The following is a 21,846-nucleotide window of genomic DNA, read 5'->3' as shown; positions in this document are numbered from 1 at the left end:
GCTACGCGGAGCCCGTTAGGGCGGTGAGGGCACGGGCCACTGCGGACCACTAGTCAGCTGCGGGCGCAAGCCGGTTGTCCCACAGCTCCTTGACGGCTGCGGCGAGTTCCTCCAGGGAACCGGAGTTGGGCACCACGACGTCGGCGACGGCGCGCCGCTCGGCATCGGTGGCCTGGGCGGCAATGCGTGCCAGGGCCTGCTCCCGCTCCAGGCCACGGCGCCCAAGGCGCTCCAACCTGGTCTCCAGCTCCGTCTCCACCACGACGACGACGTCGAACATGCCCTCCATCTGGCCCTCCACCAGCAGGGGCACGTCATAGACGGCAACCTGGCCGGCCGGCACGGCCGCCAGGCGTGACCAGGCCTCGGCGGCCACGAGCGGCAGGATGATCTCCTCCAGGCGAGCGCGGCGCAGCGGATCCGCAAAAACGAGCCGGCCGAGCGCGCGCCGGTCCAAGGCGCCGTCCGCAGTCAGCAGCTGCTGCCCGAATTCGGCCACGACGGCGGCTAGCCCCTCGGTGCCGGGCTCGACCACTTCCCGGGAAATCGCGTCAGCGGACACAACCCGGGCGCCGTGTGCCGACAACAGGCGAGCGACCTCGGACTTGCCTGCGCCGATGCCGCCGGTCAGCCCCACGTACAGGGCGCGCCCGGCGGGTCGGGAGCGGCGCGACTGGTGTGGTGGTACGGGGAACGCGGCAGTGCTCATAACCACATCATGCCCGGTTCACTGCGGGTCGGCACGGTGGCGGCCGCCCCGACCACGAACGTACGGGGCTATGGCCGCCTCAACCGCCTCGATTCGGTCGGCAGTCCCGGCCGGCGGTGTCTTGCAGCGCTCAAGCTGCTCGCGGCAGCGTTTGCAGGCCTCCCTGGCCGCAGCGGCGCAGTCGTGGTCGTCCTGTGCACCGGCAGCCAGTCTCTCTGCGAGTGCGGCCAGGGCCGGGGCGCTGGTCTCGGGGTGCCCAACCGCGTCTACGAGAGTCCCGATGCGCTCTCCTATACGGCCCGTCGGCCAGGTTCCCACCAGCTCGTCCACGCGCGCCCAGTGCGAGGCCACCGCCGCCTGATCCTCGCGGGCGTCCGCGCTGCGGGCCGCGGTGGCCAGACAGGCGCAGGCCAGCTCCACCCATCCCTGCGACAGGCACAGCTCAGTGGTGTCCAGGGCCTCACGCTCAGCCCTTTCGCTTGCTCCGAGTTCCAGCAGCAGCCGGGCGAAGGCAATGCGCAGGTCGACAACCGTCTCCAACTGGGAGTCGTCGACAACCTCAGCCAGGGAACGACTGACGGTCTCCGCCGTGGTCAGGGCCCGTTCATGCACCGCCTCCAGGCCGTAGCCGCGGGCAAGCACCAGCAGGCGGTCGACTTCGGCCAGCAGGGAGCGGTGGTCTGCCAGCCGCCGTGCGTCCACGGCCGGACCGGTGACGGTGCCGTATGACCGGCCGGCCAGGCTCGCCGCCTCCGCAGCCATGCGTGACTCGACCCGGTAGGAGACTCCATTGTTTCCATTGCGCCTATCAAAGCGCGCCGCCAGGGACCGGGCGAAGGCGGTGACGGCGTCGTAGGTGCGGGCGACCGTCTCCCAGCCCGTGACCTGGGGTGGAGCCACCCAGGGGTTGTCCCAATGCAGACGCGTGCCGACGGCGTTGGAGCCGTATCCGGCACGGTTGGCTTCACGCAGCACCAGGCTCACGCCTACGGCGGCATTGAGCAGGCTCCAGGCGCTGGTGCCGTCGGCGGTGGTGTCGGTATGACGTAAGCGGACCAGGCCCCTCTCCCACTGGCCGGACAACCCCAGGTACTCCAGCTCATCCCCCAACAAGCGCAACCGCAGCGGCTCCGTCATCTCCAACGCCGTCAGCGAGGCCAGGGCGTCCTCAGCCTCCACTCGGCGCCGCTGCGCCAGGTAGGGCAGGAGGCTCGCCGCCAGCCCCAGCGCGGTCAGTGCCGGATCGGCGTCGGGGCGGGTGGGGACCGCTGTCGTCGTGCGGAGCACACCGGAGTAGTCGTCGTGCAGGCGGGCGGTGGCCAGGGTGGCGCCGACGTCGACGGTGCCGAAGGAGAACAGGCGTGCCACCCGCAGGTGCTCCAAGGCATCATCACGCTGCCCGAAGTATGTGCACAGCTCCACCTCGGCGTAGCGCAGCGGCAGCGCCGAAAGCCCGGCGCTCCTGCGCACGGAGCGGCAGGCGGCGATGGCGGCGTCGATCTCAGCGCTGGGCCGCTCAGGATCCTCGCCCAATCCTGCCAGCCAGGTGCGGTCTATGGCAGACAGCGACTCCGCAACCTCCTCGGCCGCACGGCCCGAGGGCTCATCTGCGGGCGGCTCGGCGACCACTAGCTCGTACAGGCGCTGCTGCGCCTGCGGGCTGCGTGGGTCACCGATGTCCCGTATGAGGGCCGAGAGCTCGTCCCAGGTCGTCATGATCACTCCGTAGTCAGTCGCTGGCATTGCGGATCGGGGCCCGCCCACCGGTTGGTGGGCGGGCCCCGATCATGGCTGTGCTCCGGGAGGGTGGCCACCGAGGTGGACCCCGGTGAACCGGATCAGTTGCCGGTCAGCTTCTCGCGCAGCGCGGCCAGCGCCTCGTCGGAGGCGAGAGTACCGGTGGCCTCGGGCTGCGTTGAGGAGAAGGAGGTGGCGGCTTCCGCCGGGGCGGCCTCGCTGTCCTCCTGGTCCTCTTCCAGGGCGCGGGCGACCTGGGCCTTGTGAGCCTCCCAGCGGGCCTGCGCGGCCGCGTACTCGGCCTCCCAGGCCTCCCGCTGCGCCTCGTAGCCCTCCAGCCACTCGTTGGTCTCCGGGTCGAAGCCCTCGGGGTACTTGTAGTTGCCGTTCTCGTCGTACTCGGCGGCCATACCGTACAGCGAGGGGTCGAAGTCGTCGGAGTTCGGGTCGACGCCGTCGTTGGCCTGCTTCAGCGACAGGGAGATGCGGCGGCGGTCCAGGTCGATGTCGATAACCTTGACGAAGACCTCGTCACCAACCTTGACGACCTGCTCGGGCAGCTCCACGTGGCGCTGAGCCAGCTCGGAGATGTGCACCAGGCCCTCGATGCCGTCCTCCACGCGCACGAACGCGCCGAAGGGAACCAGCTTGGTGACCTTGCCGGGCACGACCTGGCCGATGGCGTGCGTGCGGGCGAAGGCCTGCCACGGGTCCTCCTGCGTCGCCTTGAGCGACAGGGAGACACGCTCGCGGTCGAAGTCGACGTCGAGCACCTCGACGGTGACCTCCTGGCCGACCTCCACAACCTCGGAGGGGTGGTCGATGTGCTTCCAGGACAGCTCGGAGACGTGGACCAGGCCGTCCACGCCGCCCAGGTCCACGAAGGCACCGAAGTTGACGATGGAGGAGACCACGCCCGTGCGGACCTGGCCCTTCTGCAGGGTCTGCAGGAAGTTGGTGCGAACCTCGGACTGGGTCTGCTCCAGCCAGGCGCGGCGGGACAGAACCACGTTGTTACGGTTCTTGTCCAGCTCGATGATCTTGGCCTCAAGCTCGCGGCCGACGTAGGGCTGCAGGTCCCGCACCCGGCGCATCTCCACCAGGGAGGCGGGCAGGAAGCCGCGCAGGCCGACGTCGAGGATCAGGCCGCCCTTGACGACCTCGATGACGGTGCCGGAGACGACGCCGTCCTCCTCCTTGATGCGTTCGATGGTGCCCCAGGCGCGCTCGTACTGGGCACGCTTCTTGCTCAGCAGCAGGCGGCCCTCCTTGTCCTCCTTCTGGAGAACCAGGGCCTCGATGTCATCGCCGACGGAGACGATCTCCTCGGGGTCGACATCGTGCTTGATCGACAGTTCGCGAGCGAGGATGACGCCCTCGGTCTTGTAGCCGATGTCGAGGAGGACCTCGTCGCGGTCGACCTTGACAACGGTGCCCTCGACGATGTCGCCGTCATCGAAGTACTTGATGGTCTCGTCGACGGCGGCGAGGATCTCCTCGGTCGAGCCGATGTCGTTGACGGCGACCGGGGCGGGGCTGGGCGTGTTGGTGGTCATTGAGTAGTTGCTCCGAATATGGACAGAAGGGTCGGGTCGATAGATTCCACACGTCCCCCGCCGCGCGAGCCGGCCCGGACCGGCTGCGCACCACGGTTGGTCGCCGCATATGCGACGCCCAGGGGCGTGCCCGTAAGACCATACCAGCACGTTCCCAATCCGTGACTTGTGGGCGTGTCACAAACCCGGCCGAGATTTACGTGGATTTTCTCACGCCAGTGTCGGTAGTCACTCCGCGACGGGTCAGTGAGCGGCTTCCCGCCAAGTGGTGCCGCGCCCCATGGACACGTCCAGCGGCACGGACAACTCGGCCGCGCCGCTCATCCGGTCCCGCACCAGCGCCTCAACGGACTCGATCTCACCGGGGGCGATCTCCAGCAGCAGCTCATCGTGGATCTGCAGCAGGATGCGGGAGCGCAGGCCGGCACCGGCCAGGGACTCGGCGACGTCCACCATGGCCTGCTTGACGATATCTGCGGCGCTGCCCTGGATGGGGGCGTTCAGGGCGGCGCGCTCGGCCATGTCCCGGCGCTGGCGGTTGTCACTGTTCAGGTCCGGCAGGTAGCGGCGACGCCCGAACATGGTCTGGGTCCACCCGTCACGGCGGGCCTGCTCGACCACATCCTCCAGGTAGTCGCGCACACGGCCGAAGCGGGCAAAGTAGGCCTCTCGCAAGGCTGCCGCCTCGGCTGTGTCAACTCCGAGCTGGCGTGCCAGGCCGAAAGTTGACAGCCCGTAGGCCAGCCCGTAGCTCATGGCCTTTACATGGCTGCGCTGCTGGGGGTGACCTCGTCGACGCCGATGCCGTGCACCATGGCCGCGACGTAGCGGTGCAGGTCCTCCCCGGAGCGGAATGCCTCGATCAGGGCGGCGTCACCGGAAAGGTGCGCCATGATCCGCATCTCGATCTGCGAGTAGTCGGCGGTCAGCAGGCATTCGTAGCCCGCCCCCACGGTGAAGGCCTCACGGATACGCATGCCCTCCTCGGTGCGTGCCGGGATGTTCTGCAGGTTCGGGTCCGTGGAGGAGAGCCGACCGGTGGCCGCGATAGTCTGCTGGAAGGTGGTGTGAATGCGCCCGTCCGGTCCGATCGCCTTGCGCAGTCCCTCCACGGTCTGCCGCAGCTTGATGGCGTCGCGGTGCTCGAGCAGGTGCTCCAGGAACGGGTGACTGGTCTTGACGTAAAGGGATGCCAGGGCATCGGCGTCGGTGGTGTAGCCGGTTTTGGTGCGGCGCGTCTTGGGCATCTTGAGCTCGTCGAAGAGCACGGCCTGCAGCTGCTTGGGGCTGGAGAGGTTGAGCTCATGCCCGGCGGCGGCGAAGGCGCCCTCGGCGGCGTGAGTCACGCGGGCGTCAAGCTCGGCCTGGCGCACGGCCAGGACGCGGTCGTCAACCGCGATGCCGGCGTCCTCCATTTGCGTCAGCGTCGCCGACACCGGCATCTCCAGGTCCAGGTACAGGTCCAGAACCCCGCGTTCGCGCATCTGCCCCTCCAGGGCCCGCTGCAGGGGCAGGAGCACGGCCGCCCGGTGGGCGGCGGCGAGCGCGGTGGCCGCGGGGGCGTCGTCGGCGAGGGACTCCAGGTCGAAGGCACTTTGGTCCTGGTCGCCCCGCGGTGCGGTAAGTGCCTCCAGGTCGACGCCGAGCCACCGCTGCGCCAGCGCGGCGACGTCGTAGGAGCGCAGCTCTGGGCGGCACAGGTAGCCGGCGAGCGAGGGATCGGCGATTACGCCGTCCAGGTCGACGCCGCGGGCGTGCAGGGCGTGCCATGCGCCCTTGGCGTCGGATACGACCTTAGGACGGTCGGCGTCGGCGAGCAGGGCGAACAGGGCCGCCTCATCGGTCGGCTCGAGCAGGGACAGGTCCGCTACGAGGGCGGCAACGCCGTCGCACAGTGCGACCATGGTCGCATCCCCCTGGCCGGGGCGCATCGTGCCGACCACATCCAGTCCGAGCGGAGCGGACGGCTCGCGGACCGGGAAGTTGGCGTCCAGCCACCGCGCGACGTCGCCGGGGGCGACGTCGTGGCCGACAGCAGCGACGGTGACGGCCTCCAGACTCGCAGCGGGTGAATCGGCGTCGGCACGGGCCCCGTCAGCGAAGGTCAGGATCCGCTCGGAGCGCTGCTGGAGGGCACGGAATTCCAGGGCGTCCATGATGCGGCCGAGCGCCTCGCGGTCGGCCCCGGCCAGCCGCAGGTCGGCGGCGGGGTCGAGTCCGAGGTCGAGGTCGGTCAGCAGATGGTTCAGGCGGCGGTTGCGCAGCACGTCGTCGAGGTGGTCGCGCAAGGACTGGCCGGCCTTGCCCTTGATCTGGTCGGCGTTGGCGATGACGCCTTCCAGGCCGTCATACAGGCGGATCCACTTGGCGGCGGTCTTCGGGCCGACTCCCGGCACGCCCGGAAGGTTGTCGGAGGTCTCGCCGACCAGCGCGGCCAGGTGGGGGTAGCGCTCCGGCGGCACGCCGTAGCGCTCCTCGACTTCGGCCGGGGTCATTCGCCGCAGCGTGGACACGCCCTTGATCGGGTACAGGACCGTGCAGTGCTCGGTGACCGTCTGGAAGGAGTCGCGGTCCCCGGAGCAGACGAGCACCTCCATTCCCTCGCGCTGCCCCTGAGCGGCAAGAGTGGCCAGGATGTCATCGGCCTCGTATCCGGGTGCGGTCACCGTGGGCACTCCCATGGCCGCCAGCACGTCCTGGAGCAGCTCGACCTGGCCGGCGAAGGCGGGTGGCGTCTCATCGCGGGTGCTCTTGTACTCGGCGTACTCCTGGGTGCGGAAGGTACCTCCGGGCAGGTCGAAGGCCACGGCCGCGTGCGTGGGCCGCTCCTGCTCCAGCAGGGACAGGAACATGGATACGAAGCCGTACACGGCATTGGTTGACTGGCCGGTAGTAGTGGTGAAGTTCTCTGCCGGCAGGGCATAGAAGGCGCGGAAGGCCATGGAGTGCCCGTCGATGAGGAGCAGCCGCCCTGCGACGTCCCGGGCGGCGGGGCTGGTCTGTTTGGTGCTCACCGTGACAGCCTAAGGGTATGAGCGACAAGCATCCCGCATCCGCCTCGGCGGACGCGCCCGTGGCCTTCCCCGCCAAGTCCGCCCGTCCCTTCCCGGTGCCCCGGGCAGCCGGCTCGGCGGTCTCGGCAATTAGCGCCCTGGGCGCATCCGGGCCCGTCGACTCCCTGGACGGCACTCTCATGGCGACGCTGCGCATGGAGCTTCAGGAGCGTTCTGCCGAGCACACGGTGGTGCGCATGCCGGTGGATGGCGCCCGGCAGGTCACCGGAGTACTGCACGGGGGCGCCAATGCGGCCCTGGTGGAGACGGCGGCGTCAGTGGCGGCGCGGGAGGCAGCGCCGACGGGCACCGCCCCGGTGGGCACCGACCTGCAGGTCAGCCACCTACGGCCGGCACGGCGTGGCTGGGTGACCGCAGTGGCCACGCCCCTGCACCGCGGGCGGCGCACCGCCGTCTACCGGGTGGAGGTCAGCGACGAGGACGGGCACGTCGTCGCCCACGGCACGCTGCGCTGCCTGTACGTGGAGGTGGACGGCTTCTGAAGGCCCGTCCGTAGCTCCCCGTAGTTCCCTTCCCCTGGCCCCCGCGCGCGGGAACGCTCCCGCCTACTCCTTCTTGGCGCCGCCGACCTGCTCGATGACGGCGTCGGCTACCTCACGCATGGTCAGGCGACGGTTCATGGATGTCTTCTGCAGCCAGCGGAAGGCCTCGGGCTCACTGAGGCCCATCCGCTCCATGAGCAGGCCCTTGGCGCGGTCAACGCGCTTACGAGTCTCGAAGCGCTCCTGCAGGTCGGAGATCTCCGACTCCAGGGAACGGATCTCCTCGTGGCGGGACATGGCGATCTCGATGGCGGGAATCAGGTCCCCCGGAGTGAAGGGCTTGACCACGTAGGCCATGGCGCCGGCGGCGCCGGCGCGCTCCACCAGCTCAGTCTGGGAGAAGGCCGTCAGCATCACCACGGCACAGCCGTGCGCGTCGATGATGCGCTCGGCAGCAGTGATGCCATCCAGTACCGGCATCTTCACGTCCATGACGCACAGGTCGGGCTCGTGCTCGTCGGCGAGGCGAATCGCCTCCTCCCCGTTCGCGGCCTCGGCGACGACCTCGTAGCCTGCATCCGTCAGGGTCTCGACGATGTCCAGGCGGATGAGGGTCTCGTCCTCGGCGACAAGGACTCTGCGGGACTTGGAAGAAGCGGACTCGTTGCTCACGGCTCGATACTAGTATGCTCGGGTCCGTCGTGAAGCCCGCACGCCGCCCCGCGTGTGAGCGAACGCGCCTCCGTAGCCCAATTGGCAGAGGCATCCGACTCAAAATCGGAGTGTTGTGGGTTCGAGTCCCACCGGAGGTACCACGAACGGCGCTGTCTCAACGAAAGATGGCGGTCGTGCCCAGTGCGGACACGAGGGAACAAGCCGCAACTCGACGGTTTTAAGCTTTGACACGCCGCGCGTCCGGGCCCGGAAGAGCAACTCGTGCGGTCGTGGTGGTCACACTGCTCTGCTCGCCGAGTGGCTGACGGACGGGGCGGTGGAGCGCCCAAGGTCCGGGACGCCGGGGCGCCGTCCCGGCGTGCACGAGGGCGGAGCCGGCCGTGAGCGTGAGCGGGCTGGGGAGTCTGCTACGCCGGTTGGACGTTAACAACGCCACTTAACGGCCTGCTGTATACCTCAGAGCCCTTCAGCAGGCCGTTAACAGGCGTTGTTAACCCCGAAGTGGCGTTGCAGATGTCCCCGCTCCCGGAGATGGAGAGGCCGCAGCCAAGCCCCGACGCGGCGACCCCGCACGGCTCACCGCATTCTCGCCGGGTGCCCGCCGGTGCGCACAGGACAAGTGTGGCCCTGTAACGCACTGTGCGTCACAGGGCCACACGGTCAGTGCGGGGCAGAGATTCTGCGGTTCGCAGGCTTAGGAGCGGACCGGGCCAGCTACTCCTACCTGCGCTGCCGCCACCCCCTTACCAGAGCGACATTGCGCATAGCCGCGGCATCACACCCGGTAGTCGCTGCGCTCCCCCACCGTGTGCACGCGGATGGAGTTAGTGGAGCCGGGAGTGCCCGGGGGCATGCCCGCGACGATGATCACCTCGTCGCCCGGCTGGGCCAGGTGCTTGGCCTGAAGCACCTCATCGACCTGGTCGACCATGTCATCGGTGTGCTTGACCTCGGGCACCTCGTATGTCTGTACACCCCAGGAGACGGAGAGCTGATTGCGGGTCGAGCGCAGCGGGGTGAAGGCCAGCAGCGGAATAGTTGAACGTAGGCGGGACAGGCGGCGCGCCGTATCACCGGACTGGGTGAAGGTGACCAGGTAGGTGGCATCGAGCTGCTCGCCCATCTCGGCGGCGGCACGGGTGATGGCGCCGCCGCGGGTCTGCGGGTAGGAGCCCAGCGGAGCGATGCGCTCGCCGCCGTTCTCCTCCACGTTCTCAATAATGTTGGCCATGGTGCGCACGGCCTCGATCGGGTAGGCGCCCACCGAGGTCTCCCCGGAGAGCATGACGGCATCGGCACCGTCGAGGATCGCGTTGGCGCAGTCGGAGGCCTCCGCGCGGGTGGGCCGCGGGTTCTGGATCATCGACTCCAGCACCTGGGTGGCGACGATCACCGGCTTGGCCTGGCGGCGGGCGAGCTCGATGGCACGCTTCTGCACCAGCGGCACCGCCTCCAGTGGCATCTCCACCCCGAGGTCGCCGCGAGCCACCATGATGCCGTCAAAGGCGGAGACGATGTCCAGCAGGTTCTCCACCGCCTGCGGCTTCTCGATCTTGGCGATCACCGGGATGCGTACGCCGACCTCGTCCATGATCTCGTGGACGTCCTTGATGTCGTTGGCATTGCGGACAAAGGACAGGGCGATGAGGTCAGCGCCGATCTTGAGCGCCCAGCGCAGGTCCTCACGGTCCTTCTCCGACAGGGCGGGGACGGACACGGCCACGCCCGGAAGGTTGATGCCCTTGTGGTTGGAGACGTAGCCGGGAACCTCGACGCGGGTGACCACGTCGGTGTCCGTAACCGCTGTGACGCGGACGGCCACGTTGCCGTCATCGATCAGCAGGCGGTCGCCGGGACGGCAGTCCCCGGGCAGCCCCTTGAAGGTCGTGGAGACGCGCTTGACGGTGCCCAGCACGTCATCGGTGGTGATGGTGAACTCGTCGCCCTTGTTGAGCATCACCTTCTGGTCGTCCACGAAGTTGCCCAGGCGGATCTTCGGGCCCTGCAGGTCCACCAGGATGGCGACGGCCCGGCCCGACGCCTCAGCAGCGGCACGCACGCGGGCGATGACCTCCTCCTGGTCCTCGGCGCGGCCGTGGGAACGGTTGATGCGGCATACGTTCATGCCGGCGTCCACGAGCGCCTGCACCTGTTCAGGAGAATCGGTGGCGGGCCCAAGGGTGCATACGATCTTCGCTCTGCGCATGGGCCAAGCCTAATTGACTACCGGCCCGGGCACGAGCAACCGACGCACTTGCCGCCCGGTTGGGACCGTCATCACCGCCGCTGCGCAGTGACCTCATCGTGCAGGGGACGACGTGACAGGACGGTGAAGCAGGCCAGCCCGACCAGGAAGATGAGGATCGATGTCCACACGTTCAGCCGCAGTCCGGCAATGATGTGGGCGTCGTCGATGCGCAGGCACTCGATCCATACGCGGCCGGCGGTGTACACCATCAGGTAGGCCCAAAGCAGCCGTCCACCCACGGCGCCGTCGCGGCGTCGCAGCCGCCGCTCCAGCCAGATCAGGAAGGCTGCGCCGGCCAGGTTCCACAGGGCCTCGTACAAGAACGTGGGGTGGAACAGGGTGCCGGAGGCGTACCCGGGCGGAAGGTGCGCATCGTCGATCTGCAGTCCCCAGGGCAGCGTGGTCGGGGAGCCGAACAGCTCCTGGTTGAACCAGTTGCCCAGCCGGCCGATGGCCTGCGCTACCAGCAGCGCCGGGGCGACGGCGTCGGCGAAGGGCGCCCAGCGCAGCCCGCGGCGGCGCAGCAGCCAGGCGGCAGCGAGCGCGCCGAAGAAGATGCCGCCCCAGACGCCGAGTCCGCCGCGCCAGACCTGCGGGATGAGCGCCGGGTTCCCATGTGCACCGAAATACGCCTCCGGGGAGGTCACGACGTGGTACAGCCGCGCCCCCACAATGCCCCAGGGCACGGCCAGCAGGGCGACATCGAGCACCTGGTCCGCTCCCCCGCTCGCGGCACGGTAGCGGCGGTCGCTCCACCACACGGCGACGAACACCCCGGCGAGGATGCACAGCGCATAGGCGCGCAGCGGCAGTGGTCCCAGCTGCCACACCCCGCGGGCCGGACTGGGGATGGAGGCCGCGAGCACCGCGGCGGGGGCGAGGGAGGTGACGGGCACTTACGGCGCCTCTCGGTGAGTTGCAGGAAGGAGCGCCGGATGGCTGCCCGCGGCAACCAGCTCGGCAACGAACTGTTGGGGGTCGGCGGAGCGGATGACCGCCTCACCGACGAGCACGACGTCCGCGCCCGCACGCGCATAGCTCATTACGTCATGGGGTCCGCGCACACCCCCGGCGGCAATGCGGGTTACGGATGCCGGCAGGACCTGCGCCACCCGCTCGAAGCGGGAGCGGTCTACTTCCCGGGTCTGGGGGTCACGGGCGTCCACGGAGACGAGGCGCGCACCCGACTGCACGGCCTGGACGGCCTCGCTGCGCGAGTGCGCCTCCACCACGGCCGCCATGCCCAGGGACTGGGTCCGGTCGATCAGCGACTCCAGGATCAGGGGCTCGAGCCGGGCGTCGAGCATGAGCAGGTCGGCACCGTGGGCGCGCGCCTCGTGTACCTGGTACGGGGTGACGATCACGTCGTTGACGAGGACCGGCACCTCGACGGCGGCGCGCACGGCGTCCAGATCGGCCAGGCGGCCGTGGGAGCGGGCCGGCTCGGTCACTACCGAGACGCAGGCGGCCCCGCCGGCGGCGTAGAAGCCCGCCAGAATGGCGACGTCGCCTACGCCGGAGAGATCAGCGAAGGTGGCGGTGGCGCGCTTGACCTCAGCGATGACCGACACCGCTCTCCCCTCGCCGCGCAGCGCGGCGAGGGCGTCACGGCAGGCCGGTGCCGCACGCACGGCCTCCTTGAGCTCATCCAGCGGGACGTGGTGCTCGCGCACGGACACGCAGGCACGCGCCGTCGCGGCGAGCTCTTCGAAGCTGTTCACCCGGTGGTCACTCCCTCCGCTCCTCATGGTTCCCGGCGAGGGGGCGCTCAGGCAAATCTGTCCGGCTAGAGGGACGCTCCCCCGCTCGGGCACCCAAGTCACCACCTGCCAGGAAGCAGGTGCGCTTACCGGTGTGGCAGGCGGCGCCGACCTGGTCCACCTCAACCAGCAACGCGTCTCCGTCACAGTCCAGGGACACCGCCTTGACGTACTGGTAGTGGCCGGAAGTGTCGCCCTTGCGCCAGTACTCCTGCCGAGACCGGGACCAGTAGGTCACACGGCCCTCGGTGAGGGTGCGGTGCAGCGCCTCATCGTTCATCCACCCGAGCATGAGGACCTCGCGGGTGTCGTACTGCTGGACGACGGCGGCAACCAGGCCGTTCGCATCCCGCTTCAGCCGGGCAGCGAGCTCCGTCGGCAGGAGCGAAACCGGGGATGAGTCCCCCAGGTGCGGATTACTGGGCTGCGCTGGAGTGTGGGAGGAAGTCACTGCGCAATTCTCCCACGGCCGGGTGCGCCGTCGGCCACCGTCATCCGGGCGGGCCCAGGAGAGGGCCCAGATAGACCCACATACCCGGAAGGTTGCGCAGCAGGGCGAAGACACCCGCCACTGCGAACACCGCAACGGCCTCACGCGGGGTTAGCAATGGGCGCGGCTTGCCACGGCAGCGGCCGATGATCCAGCGCAGTAGCACTGCGGCACCCGCGGCCAGAACCACCAGGGCAAAGGGGTTGTACCCCGCAGCCGCCGTCAGGTCGCCGTGCAGGAGCGCCCGGGTTGCGCGCGTGCCACCGCACAGGGGGCACCACAGTCCGGTCGCGCGGTGTACCGGGCACAAGTCCATTCCGTCCCGGCCAAGGAGTCCGGATCCGATGATCAGTGCTCCGGGCAGGAACGATATGGCCACCGCCGCGCCCATTAAGACGCGGCGGCGTGTATCGACCTCGAGAACTCCGGAGAGTTGGTCATAGCTCACAAGACGGACGGGTCACCTGTTGAGGAGCTCTGAGTACGTGCCGGTGGCGAAAGCGATAATCATCGACACGATGGACAGCGCGCCAAGAATGATGCCGGCGATCGACATGCCCTTGTTGCTGGCCCGCCCCTCATTAGCGGCCTGGATTCCGAGGTAGCCCAAAATGGCGGCGGGAATACCGGTGAAAATCCCGCAGCACAGGACGGAGGCGATCCCCAGTCCCAGGGCCCATCCACCGAGGTTGTTCTTCTCGGTCGACGGCATCATCGGGTTCATGCCGTAGCCAGCGGGCTGGTTGTAGCTGGGAGCCTGGTTCTGCGGGGCCTGCCCTGCCGGGTAGCCCTGATTGTTCCCGGGGTTCTGGTTGGGGTCATAGCTGGTCATATATCTGCCTTTCCTAGTGCGTCACGGATCGTAACACGAGGACTCGGCTCGAAAGTATGGGGAGAATTACCCATCCTGGACCGGCCTGGTTGCCCAGGGGCTCAGCGCACCGGGTGGCCGGCCGCCCGCAGCGCCTCCTTGGCCTGCCCGATAGTCATGGTGCCGTAGTGGAAGACACTGGCGGCGAGGACCGCATCGGCACCGTGGTCGGCGGCAGCGGCGAAGTCATCGGGCCGCCCGGCGCCTCCGGAGGCGATCAGCGGAATGCGCACGGCGCGGCGCACCGCGTCGAGCATCTCCAGGTCGAAGCCACCGGTGACGCCATCGGCGTCCATGGAGTTGAGCAGAATCTCACCGGCGCCGAGCGCGGCAGCACGCGCCGCCCACTCGACGGCGTCTATGCCGGTGGAGCGGGTGCCGCCGTGGGTGGTGACCTCATAGCCGGAGGCCGTGGCCACGCCCGGTGGGCAGCGGCGGGCGTCCACGGACAGTACTACGACCTGGTTGCCGAAGCGGGCAGCCACCTCCGTCAGCAGCTCGGGGCGGGCAATGGCGGCGGTGTTGATACCCACCTTGTCGGCGCCGGCCCGCAGCAGACGGTCGACATCTTCCACACTGCGGACCCCACCACCGACGGTCAGGGGAACGAATACCTGCGCAGCAGTAGCGGCGACCACCTCAAGCATGGTGGCACGCCCCTCGGCAGAGGCGGACACGTCCAAGAAGGTGATCTCGTCGGCGCCCTGGGAGTCGTAGCGGGCCGCCAGCTCCACCGGGTCGCCCGCATCACGCAGACCGGTGAAGTTGACGCCCTTGACCACCCGACCGTCCTTGACGTCCAGGCAGGGGATCACGCGCACCGCAACACTCATGGACTACCGCTCCTCCTTCCCGCTCCCACCAGCAGGTGCGGCAGCTGCGGGCCGCGCGGCCTCTGGACTGGGAGTAACCCTGATAATGCCCTCCGTGTCAGCCGTGGCCCCTGCACTGGGTGCCGTCGTGGCGTCGGTGAGGGTGCCGTCGGCGGCGACGGCGAGAATATCGATGACCACGGCCAGGGCGTCGTCGCCAGCCGCCTGATCGGCCGGCAGCGCCAGCACGATCCGGCTGCCCACGGTTACGTCTACGAGCTGCTGGGCAATCCCGGACATCGTGTTGGACATGTCAATCGTGCCGGGAACGGTGCTGGCGCCGTAGCTGGAGGTACCCAGGGTGGAATCGGACCAGTTGACAAAGGCGTAGCGGGCAATGATGACGTCACCGGAGTCGATCTGCTGCCCCGCTCCCACTATCAGGACGGAGGCGGCGGCCCGGCTGGGGGCGCGCAGGCCTTCAATCGACAGCGAGACGGTGCCGTCGTCGGCGACGGCTACAACCGGCAGGCCCTCGACGGGGCTCTGCTCCTGCCCTACCGCGGTGGTGGGCAGCACGTCGACCACCGTGATCTCGGTGGCGACGGCGCCGTCCGGGGCGGATACGGGGGCGCGCAGCACCAGGCGGGACCCCTCGGTCGCCCCGGTCACCGTTTCCGCGAGTATCTCGCCGAGTGCGTCCGGGTCCACGGTTCCGCGGTAGATACGCACGCCGGTGGGAGTTCCGGTGGTGTTCGCCCCGTTGGTGCCCGAGAATGTGGATACGGACAGCAGTACGGCGTCGCCTGCCGACAGGCTGCGACCGTCGCCGACGATCAGTGTGTCGGTGCTGACGGAAGTGGCCGGCGCCAGCGGGGAGATCAGGGACACCACGGGGACCGAGCCGACCCGGCCGGCCACCTCCAGCACCGAGTCGATGGGCGCATCCGCCGCAGTGACCTGGCTGCTTACGCTGCCCGTCTCCTCGCCGCCGTGACCGAGGCGGGAGACAATGACCGGCATCAGCACGATCGCCGCAACCACGATGACGGCGAGTATGACCGCGACGCGTCCGCGGGGCCGGGGCCGTCCCAGAGCGGCCCCGATCGCACGCTGTGCACCGGTAATCGGCGGCGGCTCCGGCTGCGAGCTGCCGACCAATGAGTTGACCGCCGTGGGAATACCGGGACCGCCGTCTACATGCACCACCGCCGGGGGCGGCGCCGTACCGTGCTCGCTAAGACTGTGCTGACGAGCACGCTCGAATTCCCGCTCGAGCTCGCGCAGCTGCCGGCGGGTCAAGGGCTTGCCGTCCGGCCCCGATGCGGGCACGGGCGTGGTCTGATCGGCGTACGGATTCATGGGCTGGTTACGAGTATGCCAGAGCGTGGCGAAATCGGCCCCTCCATTGCGGCCACCAGATCGTCGACGCGCGCATCGACGGCGGCGAAGGGATCGCGCAGGGCGACGGGGCGGGTGTGCCCGTCGTCGAGCTTGAGGTTGACCCAGTCCACTGACAGGTCGCGGCGCAGCTCTTCGGCGCGGGCGACCGCGGTGCCGCGCAGGTGCGCGCGGGTGGTGGCCGGAGGCGTGTCGACGGCGGCCCGGCAGGCGGGCTCGTCCACGATGCGCTTGAGCAGGCCGGCGGCCTCCAGGCGCAGGCGCAGCCCGTCGGTGGGGTCGACGTCGTGGTAGGCCAGGGCCAGGCGGGCCACGCGCGGGTCGTCCAGGCCGGTGCCGGCGCGCTGCGCGTAGCGGGTCAGCAGCTGCTGCTTGGCGGCCCAGTCGAGTTCGGTCGCCACCAGCGCCGGGTTGCCGGCGCGCACGGCCTCCAGGCCGCGCTCCCACAGGTCCAGTACGTGCCGGTGCGCGTCGGTGAGGTCCAGTTCGGCGTCGGCGTGGGCGCGTACGCGTTCCAGGTGCTCGGCCTGCAGGCCGACGGGAGTGATGGTGCGTCCGTCCGCCAGCTCCAGCTGCACGGTGCCGGTCAGGTCATGGCAGGTGTCGCGGATGGCCCGCATGGGGTTGGCCAGGCGCAGGTCGGACAGGTCACCGCCGGCCTCCAGGTAGTCCAGCAGCAGGTCCATGGCACCGACCTTGAGCAGGGTTGAGCCCTGGGCGATGTTGGAGTCCCCGACGATCACGTGCATGCGCCGGTACTTCTCGGCGTCGGCGTGCGGCTCGTCGCGGGTGTTGATGAGCGGGCGGGAGCGGGTGGTGGCCGAGGAGACAGCGTCCTCCATCTGGTCGGCGCGCTGGGAGAAGACGTAGCGGGCGGGACGCTTCCCGGCCGGGTCGGTGAGGATGTGGCCGGCGCCGACCAGGATCTGCCGGGTCACCAGGTGGGGCACCAGGGTGCGGGCGTCGTTCCAGAAGTCGCCGCGGCGGCGCACCAGGTAGTTCTCGTGGCAGCCGAAGCCGGCGCCCTCGGCATCCAGGTTGTTCTTGAGCAGGTGGATGCGGCCGGGCACGTCCTGCGCGGCCAGGCGGGCGTTGGCCTGTGCGGCCAGGTCGGCCATGGTGAGTTCGCCGGCCCGGTCCTGGGCGAGCAGGTCGGTGAGGCTATCGCATTCGGCGGTGGCGAACTCGGGGTGGGAGCCCACGTCCAGGTACAGGCGGGCGCCGCCGCGGGTGAAGACGTTGGAGGAGCGGCCGCGGGCGATCAGGGGGGCGAAAAGCTCGCGGGCGGCGTGGTCGGCGTCCAGCGGTGGTGGGCCGCCGGCGGTGGAGGCGCAGGTGATGCCGTACTCGGTCTCGACGCCGATGATCCGCCGGGCGGGGGCGCGCCGGTCGGCTGGAGTGCCCGACGGCGCACTCAACGTCACTGCCCGCCCTTCTGGACGAAGCCCTGGACGAAGGCGGCGGCGTTGGTCTCCAGGACGGCATCGATCTCATCCAGGATGTCGTCAACCCCGACGGCCTGCGTCTGGCCGGAGCCTCCGGCCGGTGCCGGGTCGGGCGCGGCGGGTTCGGGAGTGGGCTGGATCTGCTCGTTCAGGCTCATGCGCGTGACTGGCTTTCTGATTCTTCCGGTTCTGCGGGGGTGGCGGCGTCTTGGACGGCGCCCAGGATACGTGCTGACTCGGCTTCCGATACGGCCACGGCGTCGGGCAGCGGCAGGCGCAGCAGCTCGGCGCGCCCGGGCACGTCCAGCACCAGGCTGGTCCAGGAAGCGGCGACGACGGCGGCGTGGTTGGCCACCGCCGTGCCGCGAACTGCGGCACGCGTGCCGGCGGGAGGCTGGTCGGCGGCGGCCTCCACCTCGGCGTCGGTGACCAGGCGGCGGGTGCGGCCGGCGGTGATGAGCTTCTCGGCCAGGCCGCGCCTGGCGCGCAGGTCGGCCCACTGGATGTCGGCGGCGGCCAGGCGCGGGTCGTCCCAGCCGGTGCCGGAGCGCTCGCGTAGGCGCTCGCACAGCTGCAGCTTGGCGACCCATTCGACCAGCTGCGCGGCGCGGGCGGTTGCCTGCGCCTGGGCGGGGGTGCCGTGAGCGGTGGCGTAGGCGTCCAGCGCCTCCAGGGTCTCGTCCCAAAGGGCGAGCGCCTGGGCGGTTTCGGCGCCGACGTGTTCGGCGTCGATGCCGCCGTAGTCCTCGCCCAGGGCAGCGGTGATGGCGTACAGGTGGGCGCGCTGGATCTCCACTGCGGTCAGTCGGCCGCGGGCGGTGGGCAGCGCGTAGCTGAGCGTCGGGTCGTGGGACAGGGCCCAGTGCTCCTCCACCGGGTCGGTGGTGATACGCAAGTCTTCCAGCGCCCCCAGGCCCTGGCCGCGGTCGTGGGCGCGCTCCAGGTACCACAGCAGCAGGTCGGTGCTGGCGACCTTTAGGTAGATCGGCACGTCGAAGCGGTTGGCGTCCCCGTTGATCACGTGCAGGCGGCGGAAGCGGGCGGCGTCGGCGTGCGGCTCGTCGCGGGTGTTGACGATGGGCCGGTTGAAGGTGGTCTGCAGGGCGATGTCGGTGCCGACGTAGTCGGCGCGCTGGCTGATCTGGAAGCCGGGGCGCTCGCTGCGCTGCCCGATACCGACCCGGCCGGCGCCGGCGAATACGGGCCGGGTCACCAGGAAGGGGATCAGGGCGGCGGCCAGCGTGTCGAAGGGCAGAGCGCGGCGCACCAGGTAGTTCTCGTGCGAGCCGTACGCAGCGCCCTTGCCATCGACGTTGTTCTTGTACAGGACAACCTCGCCGTCGCGCGGGTCCAGGGCGGCCATGGCGCGGCGGGCGATCACCTCCCCGGCCCGGTCCCACACCAGCGCATCGCGGGGGGTGAGCACCTCCGGGGAGGAGTATTCGGGGTGGGCGTGGTCCACGTACAGGCGGGCACCGTTGGCGAGCACCGCGGTGGTGGCCTGCGGCAGGGCGGCCTCGGCGGCACTGGGACGCGGACGCGTGCCCCATGGGGGCGACGGGAGGTCGCCGGAGGGGGCGGGGCAATCGGGTTCGTCGGTGAGTTGGCTGGGGTGGGCGGCGGCGCGCTCCAGCCGGCCTCCGCGCAGGTCGGCGAGCGGGTCCTCCCCCTCGTAGTCCCAGCGTACGGCCTGCCGGGTGCCGGCGTCGGGGCGGGCCGACGTGCCGTAGGCGGACACGATGCGGCTGGCCATGACTACGGCGTTGGCATAGGGGTTGCCCGGCTCAAGCACCCCGAACTCGGTCTCCAGGCCGACGGGGCGCCGCACCGGGCTGAACTGGCTGGACTCGGGCGCGCTCATGCGTTCTCCTGTCGGTCTGTGGTGATCGCGTCCGTCAGGCGGCGCACCGCGCGCACCATCTCGCCACGGTGGCCGACGACGCGGGCCGCGGCCTCCGGGGCGGTGGCGGCGGTGATCTCCTCGTTCTGCTGGGCCTCGACGGCGACCGCCGCGCGCAGCCGCTCGGTGGACAGTCCGCCGTCCCCGCCGACCAGCTCATCCTTAATGGCGGCGGTCTTGGCGCGGGCGACGATGGCGGCGAGCATGGCGCCGGAGACGAAGTCGGCCAGGTACAGGGTCTCGCGACGCCCGGAGGCGTAGGCGAGCTCCAGTACCGCCCGTTCGGGGGTGCGGGCGTACAGGTCGGTGATGGCGGCGCGGCGCATGGCCGCCGCGGCGGTCTCCCGGTGGCCTCCAGCTGCGGCGAGTTCCGCCGGGTCCAGGGGCAGGTCGGCGCGCAGGTGCTTGGCGAGGATCTCCTGCGCACCGGCGGCGTCGGGGCGGTCGATGCGAATCTTCACGTCGAATCGTCCGGGCCGGAGGATCGCCGGGTCGATCATGTCCTCCCGGTTGGAGGCGCCGATGATGACCACGTTGTTCAGCGACTCGACGCCGTCGATCTCGGTGAGGACCTGCGGCACGATCATGGTCTCCACGTCGGAGGAGACGCCGCTGCCACGAGTGCGGAACAGGGCCTCCATCTCGTCGAAGAAGATCACCACCGGACGGTCCTCGGCGGCGACCTTGCGGGCCTGGTCGAAGATGGCGCGTATCTGCCGCTCCGTCTCACCGACGAACTTGCTCAGCAGCTCCGGGCCCTTGATGTTCAGGAAGGCGGCGTCGTGGACGCCGGCGCCCGTGGAGCGGGCCAGGGAGGTGGCGACCGCCTTGGCTATCAGGGTCTTGCCGCAGCCGGGCGGGCCGTACAGGAGCATGCCCTTGGGGGCCTGCAGCCCGTAGGCGCGGTACAGGCCGGGGTGGGCGAAGGGCAGTTCGAGGGAGTCGCGGATCTGCTGAATCTGCGGGCCCAAGCCACCGATGTCGTCCCAGGACACGTCCGGGGTTTCGGCGACCACCAGCTGCTGGACACTGGTGCGGGCGATGCGGGCGGTTACCAGGTCGGCGCGCAGGTCGGCGGCGAGCGTGTCGCCGGGCCGCAGCGCGTCGGCGTCGAGGTGCCCGGCCACGCGCACCACGCGGGTGGCGCCGGAGCCGGTGGTGACCAGGGCGCGGGCCGTGGGCGCCGCCGTGCTCTCGCCGACGGTCGCGACGTCGTCGACGTCGGCCAGCACCTCATCCAGGGTGACGGCCTCGCCGGTGTCGGGCGCGGGCAGGGCGGCGACCACCAGCATCTGGTCGTTGACGGCCACGCGCTGCCCCACTTCCAGCTCGGCCACCTCCAGATCGGGGTGCAGCCCCAGCCGCAGGTGACGTCCGCCCAGGGACACGTCGGCCTCCGCGGGACCGGGCAGGCCGGTGAGCAGGCCGAGCGTGACGGGTGGGCGGGTGACGGCGTCGAGCTGGGTGCCGAGCTCGGCGATGCGCTCGCGGGCGGCGCTCAGGGCCGACGCGAGGCGCTCGTTCTTGGCGGACAGGCTGATGGCCTCGGCGCGGGCCTCACGCAGCTGGTGGCTGGTGAAGTCGCGCGCCGGCATGCCCAAGGGCTGGGACTCACTCATGTTCCGACTCCTGCGGACCGGGCAGGCCCGGCTGAACCGGGGTGGCGTCCTCGGGCTGCTTGGCCCGGCAGTCGCGCAATACTCGGCGAACCTTGCGGTCGGTGCTGGTGCGCTCCCCCACGTCCTCGATGGTCCAGTAGCCGGCGTCGTCGTAGGCGCCGCGGGCGGGCGGGCGCTTACGGGTCAGCGGGGCGGAGTCGGCGGCGAGGCGGCGGGCGGAGATCAGGAAGCCGGTGTGGGCGACCATACGGTGGTCGGGACGCACGGCCAGGCCGTCGACGTGCCAATTACGTACCGCCGACTCCCAGGACTCGGGCTCGGTGAACCGCCTGGACCGGCGCAGCGCCTCCACGGTGCGCGACAGCTGCGGGACGGTGGCGACGTAGGCGAGGAACACGCCACCGGGTACCAGGGCGCGGGCGGCGGCGTCGATGTTCTCCCAGGGGGCGAGCATGTCCAGCACTACGCGGTCCACGCTCGCGTCAGCGACGCGGACGGGGACCACGTCGGCGAAGTCGCCGGTGCGCAGTTCCCAGGCGGGGTGGTGGCGACCGAACCAGGAGTCGACGTTGGAGGCGGCGATCGCCGCGAAGTCATGGCGCCGCTCGATGGAAAGCAGGTGGCCGCCCTCCCCGATCGCGGACAGCAGGCTCATGGTCAGGGCGCCGGAACCGACCCCGGCCTCCAGCACGCGGGCACCGGGGAAGATGTCGGCGAAGGCGATCACCTGGGCGGCGTCCTTGGTGTAGACGACCTGGGCGCCGCGCGGCATGGACAGCACGTAGTCGGCCAGCAGTGGGCGCAGCAGCAGCAGTTCGTGCCCGGACTCGGTGGTGATCACCGTGCCCTCGTCGCGGCCGATCACGTCACGGTGGTAGAAGCTGCCGCGTTGGGACTGGAAGTAGCCGCCGGGGTCGAGCACGAAGGTGTGCTTGCGGCCCTTGGAGTCGGTGACCTGCACGCGTTCGCCGTAGCGGAAGGGGCCACGGCGCCCGGCCTGCCCCAGCACCTGCTGGGTGGCCACGCGCGGCTGCACGGCGGGAGTGGTCTGCTCGCTCATCGGGCCC

General features: G+C 70.1%; 18 protein-coding genes, 1 tRNA gene and 1 pseudogene. 2 read left to right on the top strand and 18 right to left on the bottom strand.

The features are described from left to right. Positions 1-49 precede the first annotated feature (49 nt). The 4 genes and pseudogenes from coaE to polA form a co-directional block, all read right to left on the bottom strand. A complete protein-coding gene (coaE, locus tag CWT12_RS05245; protein ID WP_161925315.1) occupies positions 50-637 on the bottom strand; it encodes a dephospho-CoA kinase in 588 nt (195 codons plus the stop codon). 90 nt (positions 638-727) lie between these two features. Then, positions 728-2,425: a hypothetical protein gene (locus CWT12_RS05240; protein WP_161923973.1), complete on the bottom strand. Its 1,698-nt coding sequence runs from the start codon at positions 2,423-2,425 to the stop codon at positions 728-730. Positions 2,426-2,547: 122 nt separating this feature from the next. Then, complete coding sequence (rpsA, locus tag CWT12_RS05235) at positions 2,548-4,002, bottom strand: 30S ribosomal protein S1 (protein WP_161923972.1); 1,455 nt, start codon at positions 4,000-4,002, stop codon at positions 2,548-2,550. 243 nt (positions 4,003-4,245) lie between these two features. Next, positions 4,246-6,944, bottom strand: a pseudogene (gene polA, locus CWT12_RS05230) (DNA polymerase I). An 89-nt stretch (positions 6,945-7,033) separates the two neighbouring features. Here polA and CWT12_RS05225 point away from each other — a divergent pair. Continuing rightward, on the top strand, positions 7,034-7,558 hold the full coding sequence (locus CWT12_RS05225) for a PaaI family thioesterase (RefSeq protein ID WP_161923971.1): 525 nt from the start codon (positions 7,034-7,036) through the stop codon (positions 7,556-7,558). Positions 7,559-7,621: 63 nt separating this feature from the next. Here the strand turns inward: CWT12_RS05225 and CWT12_RS05220 are convergent, their stop codons facing one another. After that, complete coding sequence (locus CWT12_RS05220) at positions 7,622-8,230, bottom strand: ANTAR domain-containing response regulator (RefSeq protein WP_161923970.1); 609 nt, start codon at positions 8,228-8,230, stop codon at positions 7,622-7,624. 66 nt (positions 8,231-8,296) lie between these two features. Between CWT12_RS05220 and CWT12_RS05215 the strand changes: the two genes are divergently transcribed. Beyond that, positions 8,297-8,373, top strand: a tRNA-Leu gene (locus tag CWT12_RS05215). Between the two features lie 635 nt (positions 8,374-9,008). Here CWT12_RS05215 and pyk read toward each other — a convergent pair. From pyk to CWT12_RS05150, 13 genes are all read right to left on the bottom strand, one after another. Next, positions 9,009-10,439 (bottom strand): pyruvate kinase, encoded by a 1,431-nt coding sequence (gene pyk / locus CWT12_RS05210; protein WP_161923969.1) that lies wholly within the window; start codon positions 10,437-10,439, stop codon positions 9,009-9,011. Between the two features lie 71 nt (positions 10,440-10,510). Continuing rightward, on the bottom strand, positions 10,511-11,377 hold the full coding sequence (lgt, locus tag CWT12_RS05205) for a prolipoprotein diacylglyceryl transferase (protein ID WP_237564327.1): 867 nt from the start codon (positions 11,375-11,377) through the stop codon (positions 10,511-10,513). Beyond that, positions 11,378-12,202: an indole-3-glycerol phosphate synthase TrpC gene (locus CWT12_RS05200; RefSeq protein ID WP_237564326.1), complete on the bottom strand. Its 825-nt coding sequence runs from the start codon at positions 12,200-12,202 to the stop codon at positions 11,378-11,380. Between the two features lie 7 nt (positions 12,203-12,209). Then, positions 12,210-12,650: a phosphoribosyl-AMP cyclohydrolase gene (gene hisI / locus CWT12_RS05195; RefSeq protein ID WP_161925313.1), complete on the bottom strand. Its 441-nt coding sequence runs from the start codon at positions 12,648-12,650 to the stop codon at positions 12,210-12,212. An 82-nt stretch (positions 12,651-12,732) separates the two neighbouring features. Then, a complete protein-coding gene (locus tag CWT12_RS05190) occupies positions 12,733-13,110 on the bottom strand; it encodes a DUF2752 domain-containing protein (RefSeq protein ID WP_237564325.1) in 378 nt (125 codons plus the stop codon). 81 nt (positions 13,111-13,191) lie between these two features. After that, entirely contained in the window at positions 13,192-13,563 is a 372-nt protein-coding gene (locus CWT12_RS05185; RefSeq protein ID WP_161923967.1) for a DUF4190 domain-containing protein, read from the bottom strand. 101 nt (positions 13,564-13,664) lie between these two features. Beyond that, positions 13,665-14,435 (bottom strand): imidazole glycerol phosphate synthase subunit HisF, encoded by a 771-nt coding sequence (hisF, locus tag CWT12_RS05180; RefSeq protein WP_161923966.1) that lies wholly within the window; start codon positions 14,433-14,435, stop codon positions 13,665-13,667. A 3-nt stretch (positions 14,436-14,438) separates the two neighbouring features. Beyond that, positions 14,439-15,776, bottom strand: a complete 1,338-nt coding sequence (locus tag CWT12_RS05175; RefSeq protein ID WP_161923965.1) for a hypothetical protein — start codon at positions 15,774-15,776, stop codon at positions 14,439-14,441. Next, complete coding sequence (gene pafA / locus CWT12_RS05170) at positions 15,773-17,239, bottom strand: Pup--protein ligase (RefSeq protein ID WP_237564324.1); 1,467 nt, start codon at positions 17,237-17,239, stop codon at positions 15,773-15,775. The genes CWT12_RS05175 and pafA overlap by 4 nt, the downstream gene beginning before the upstream one ends. After that, complete coding sequence (locus CWT12_RS05165) at positions 17,236-17,418, bottom strand: ubiquitin-like protein Pup (protein WP_161923964.1); 183 nt, start codon at positions 17,416-17,418, stop codon at positions 17,236-17,238. The genes pafA and CWT12_RS05165 overlap by 4 nt, the downstream gene beginning before the upstream one ends. Then, entirely contained in the window at positions 17,415-19,121 is a 1,707-nt protein-coding gene (gene dop / locus CWT12_RS05160) for a depupylase/deamidase Dop (RefSeq protein ID WP_161923963.1), read from the bottom strand. Before dop ends, CWT12_RS05165 begins: the two co-directional genes overlap by 4 nt. Next, entirely contained in the window at positions 19,118-20,779 is a 1,662-nt protein-coding gene (gene arc / locus CWT12_RS05155) for a proteasome ATPase (protein WP_161923962.1), read from the bottom strand. Before arc ends, dop begins: the two co-directional genes overlap by 4 nt. After that, positions 20,772-21,839 (bottom strand): tRNA (adenine-N1)-methyltransferase, encoded by a 1,068-nt coding sequence (locus tag CWT12_RS05150; RefSeq protein WP_161923961.1) that lies wholly within the window; start codon positions 21,837-21,839, stop codon positions 20,772-20,774. Before CWT12_RS05150 ends, arc begins: the two co-directional genes overlap by 8 nt. Between the last annotated feature and the right edge of the window lie 7 nt (positions 21,840-21,846).

Origin of the sequence: Actinomyces sp. 432 (assembly GCF_009930875.1) — a bacterium.
Classification (GTDB): domain Bacteria; phylum Actinomycetota; class Actinomycetes; order Actinomycetales; family Actinomycetaceae; genus Actinomyces.
This window is presented reverse-complemented; position numbering and strand designations above follow the sequence as displayed.

What these genes read in the sequence shown, in the direction of transcription:
- pyk (WP_161923969.1), bottom strand. Translation starts at nt 10,439, where the DNA reads ATGCGCAGAGCGAAGATCGTATGCACCCTTGGGCCCGCCACCGATTCT.
- rpsA (WP_161923972.1), bottom strand. Translation starts at nt 4,002, where the DNA reads ATGACCACCAACACGCCCAGCCCCGCCCCGGTCGCCGTCAACGACATC.
- CWT12_RS05150 (WP_161923961.1), bottom strand. Translation starts at nt 21,839, where the DNA reads ATGAGCGAGCAGACCACTCCCGCCGTGCAGCCGCGCGTGGCCACCCAG.
- CWT12_RS05225 (WP_161923971.1), top strand. Translation starts at nt 7,034, where the DNA reads ATGAGCGACAAGCATCCCGCATCCGCCTCGGCGGACGCGCCCGTGGCC.
- CWT12_RS05185 (WP_161923967.1), bottom strand. Translation starts at nt 13,563, where the DNA reads ATGACCAGCTATGACCCCAACCAGAACCCCGGGAACAATCAGGGCTAC.
- arc (WP_161923962.1), bottom strand. Translation starts at nt 20,779, where the DNA reads ATGAGTGAGTCCCAGCCCTTGGGCATGCCGGCGCGCGACTTCACCAGC.
- CWT12_RS05175 (WP_161923965.1), bottom strand. Translation starts at nt 15,776, where the DNA reads ATGAATCCGTACGCCGATCAGACCACGCCCGTGCCCGCATCGGGGCCG.
- dop (WP_161923963.1), bottom strand. Translation starts at nt 19,121, where the DNA reads ATGAGCGCGCCCGAGTCCAGCCAGTTCAGCCCGGTGCGGCGCCCCGTC.
- CWT12_RS05240 (WP_161923973.1), bottom strand. Translation starts at nt 2,425, where the DNA reads ATGACGACCTGGGACGAGCTCTCGGCCCTCATACGGGACATCGGTGAC.
- CWT12_RS05165 (WP_161923964.1), bottom strand. Translation starts at nt 17,418, where the DNA reads ATGAGCCTGAACGAGCAGATCCAGCCCACTCCCGAACCCGCCGCGCCC.
- hisF (WP_161923966.1), bottom strand. Translation starts at nt 14,435, where the DNA reads ATGAGTGTTGCGGTGCGCGTGATCCCCTGCCTGGACGTCAAGGACGGT.